The sequence below is a fragment of the Alicyclobacillus sendaiensis NBRC 100866 genome, from assembly GCF_001552675.1.
Taxonomy (GTDB): Bacteria; Bacillota; Bacilli; order Alicyclobacillales; family Alicyclobacillaceae; genus Alicyclobacillus; species Alicyclobacillus sendaiensis.
In genome coordinates this window covers 1-2918 of record NZ_BCRQ01000111.1, presented here as the reverse complement: position 1 = coordinate 2918, position 2918 = coordinate 1, and the positions used below count along the sequence as shown (strand labels likewise).

The window sequence follows — 2918 nt, the reverse complement described above, 5'->3', positions numbered from 1 at the left end:
TGTGTGAAACGCTCGGGTTTCGGCGTTCTGCGGGAGGTGTTATGATCAAGAGACAGGACATTGCAGGAACGGGGGCGCGTGGATGGATCGAATCGCGCCAGAGCGAATGGAGAAGCGCGCGGGGGGCGAGGTTGGCCTGGCAGACGCCCTGCGCACCTGGCAGGCGCGGGCGCTTGATCTCGCGCGGGTCATCGTGGAGAAGGGCGACGTGGTGGCGGTGGCGCATCGGGACGGGATGGCGGGGCCGGATGTCGCCCTGTGGCTTCGCCAGGTGGCACAGGGCGGCGCGGTGGGCTTGCCATCCGGCGAAGCGTATTTTGTGGCGCGCTGGGTGCCCGCTTGGACCTCGGATGCGCTGCTTGCGCTTCGCTATCGCCTCGTGTCGTATGCCACGCGGGGCGCCCTGGCGAAGTTCTATCCGTCTCCGGCCGCCGTGGATGCGCTCTTCATTCAGTTCGTCGATCGCGAGCTCAGGCGGCGCATCTCGGAGGTGGATGTGCGCACGCCGTCTGCGGGCACGGGGTACAGCGTCTTGTATCGGGGAGAGCGGGAGGCGCTGGCTGCATGGGCGCGGGCGCTGGTCGGCGCTCCGCGTTTCGCGGCGGATGGCTGGATCGTGAGCAGGGCGTGCGAGCGGGCTCTGGCAGATTCGGGGTGGGCGCGCCCGGACTTCGACGACGACAGCGGGCATCTGGCATATGATCTCGCCTTTTCGCTCGAACCGCCAAGCGAGGACCTCGGTGGAGAGTGGGCGCTTCGCTTTGAACTTCGGCACCGGTGGACCGGCGAGCGAATTCCGCTTGTGGCTTATTGGCAGTCTCCATCCCGGAAAATGGTTGCGAATGGGGACGTGCTCGTGGCGCCGGAGCGGTGGTTTCTGCCGAAATTGCGGGAGGCGGCGCGGTTGTGCCCCGCCATTGCGCGCGCGCTCAACGCCCCTGCGCCGGCGCGGGCTGTCCTTCACCCTGATGAGATGGTTCGACTTCTGTCGCAGGAACTTCCCGCGCTGCGCCGCGCGTCGTTTCACGTCGAAACGCCAGCGCTCGAAGAGGCGCGGGATATTCGAATCCGCGTTCGGTTGGAGCGCCTGGACAGCGGCGGACCTCGCCGTGGAGGTGGGCGAAGCGCGGACGGCGTTCCGAGGTTCTCCGCGAATGCGGTCGCTCGGTTCGATTGGTCCGTCGTGATCGACGACCGCACCCTCACGCCCGAGGCGTTTCGGCGGATGGTGGAGAAGCAGACGCCTTTCGTGCAGGTGGACGGGGTGTGGCGCCTCGTGCCGCTCGCCGATCTTCTCCGTCAAATCGAAGTGTTGCCAAAGCGCGGCGAGAGAGTTAGCCCTCTCGAGTGGATGCGCGCGCAGGCCCTGGCCGCGCACGACGGGCCGGGGAGGATGGAGGTGGTGGAGGACGTCCCGCCCGATCACCACTGGGTGGACGTCTGGACGGTCAACCGAGACGTGGCGCCAGAGCCGCCGCCCGTTTCGTTTCGAGGTGCTCTGCGCCACTACCAGGAGCGGGGCTTTGCTTGGCTCATTCAGTTGAGAAAGCTTGGCATCGGCGGCTGCCTGGCGGATGACATGGGTCTCGGCAAGACCGTGCAGATGATTGCGTACTGGCTTTGGGTGAAGGAGCGAGGGGAGGCGTCGGGCCCCCATCTTCTCGTCTGTCCGACGTCGCTCGTCGCCAATTGGAAGGCCGAGATCGAGCGGTTTGCCCCGGATCTGTCGGTGTACGTGCATCACGGGCCCGCGCGAAATCTGGACCGGGCTTTCGCAGGCGCTGCCGATCTCGTCATCACCACCTACGGGACCTTGCTTCGAGACCGGGAGGCGTTTTGCCGGCGCGCGTTTGACTGCGTCGTGATCGACGAAGCACAGGTGGTGAAAAACGCCTCGACCCAGCAGGCGCGGGCGCTTCGCGCATTGACGAGCCGTCATCGCGTCGCGCTCACGGGCACGCCTGTGGAGAATCGGCTCGACGAGCTGTGGTCGCTGATGGATTTTTTGAATCCAGGATACCTCGGATCGCTGCGCTGGTTTCGCGCGACGTTTGGCTCCATCGCGGAGGGACGGGACCTGAGCGGTGTGCGCATGCGCCAGCTGCAGGGGCTGCTTCGCCCTGTCCTTCTGCGTCGGCGCAAGAGCGACCCGGCGATTGCGCCGGAGCTGCCGGAGAAGTGGGAAGTGGAGGAGCGCGCGCTCCTGACGGCGGAGCAGGCGGCGATGTATCAGGCGCTGGTGGATCAGATGTTCGAGCAAATCGGGCGCGGTTCGAACGCCATGGCCCGAAGGGGGACGATTCTCACCACGTTGCTCCGGCTCAAGCAGGTGTGCGATCACCCGGCGCTCATCGCCGGTGGGCGGCCGTCTGCCAAGCGGAGTGGGAAACTGCGGAGCCTCTTGGACCTCCTGCGCGTGGTCGTGGATGGCGGGGAGGCGGCGCTTGTGTTCACGCAGTTTCGAGAGATGGGCGAGATACTCTGCCAAGCGGTGGAAGAGGTGTTGGGCTTTCGGCCGGCGTTTCTGCATGGAGGGATGTCCGCCAAGGTGCGGGGCGAGATTGTCGAGCAGTATCAAGGCAAGCGAATGCCGTCTCCCGTGCTCATCCTGTCGCTGCGAGCGGGCGGCGTGGGCCTGAATCTGACGCGGGCGAATCACGTGTTTCACTACGATCGGTGGTGGAATCCGGCAGTGGAAGATCAGGCGACGGATCGCGCGTATCGGATCGGTCAGCTGCGGGGCGTGGGAGTGCACAAGATGATCTGCGTGGGGACGCTGGAGGAGCGGATCGACGAGATGCTGCGGGCGAAGCGGGCGCTGTCCGACGTGGTGAGCCGCGTGTCGGAGGACTGGGTGACGGAGCTCGACGACGAGGCGCTGTATCAGTTGTTCGCGTTGAAGCCGGCCGGCGTGATGG

The 2918-nt window shown here is 66.1% G+C and carries 1 protein-coding gene; it reads left to right on the top strand.

The genetic code is table 11. The annotated features are described in order from the left end of the window. Positions 1-82 precede the first annotated feature (82 nt). Positions 83-2918: DEAD/DEAH box helicase (locus tag AS26_RS13375; RefSeq protein WP_062310579.1), on the top strand; the 2836-nt coding region annotated here is incomplete at its 3' end.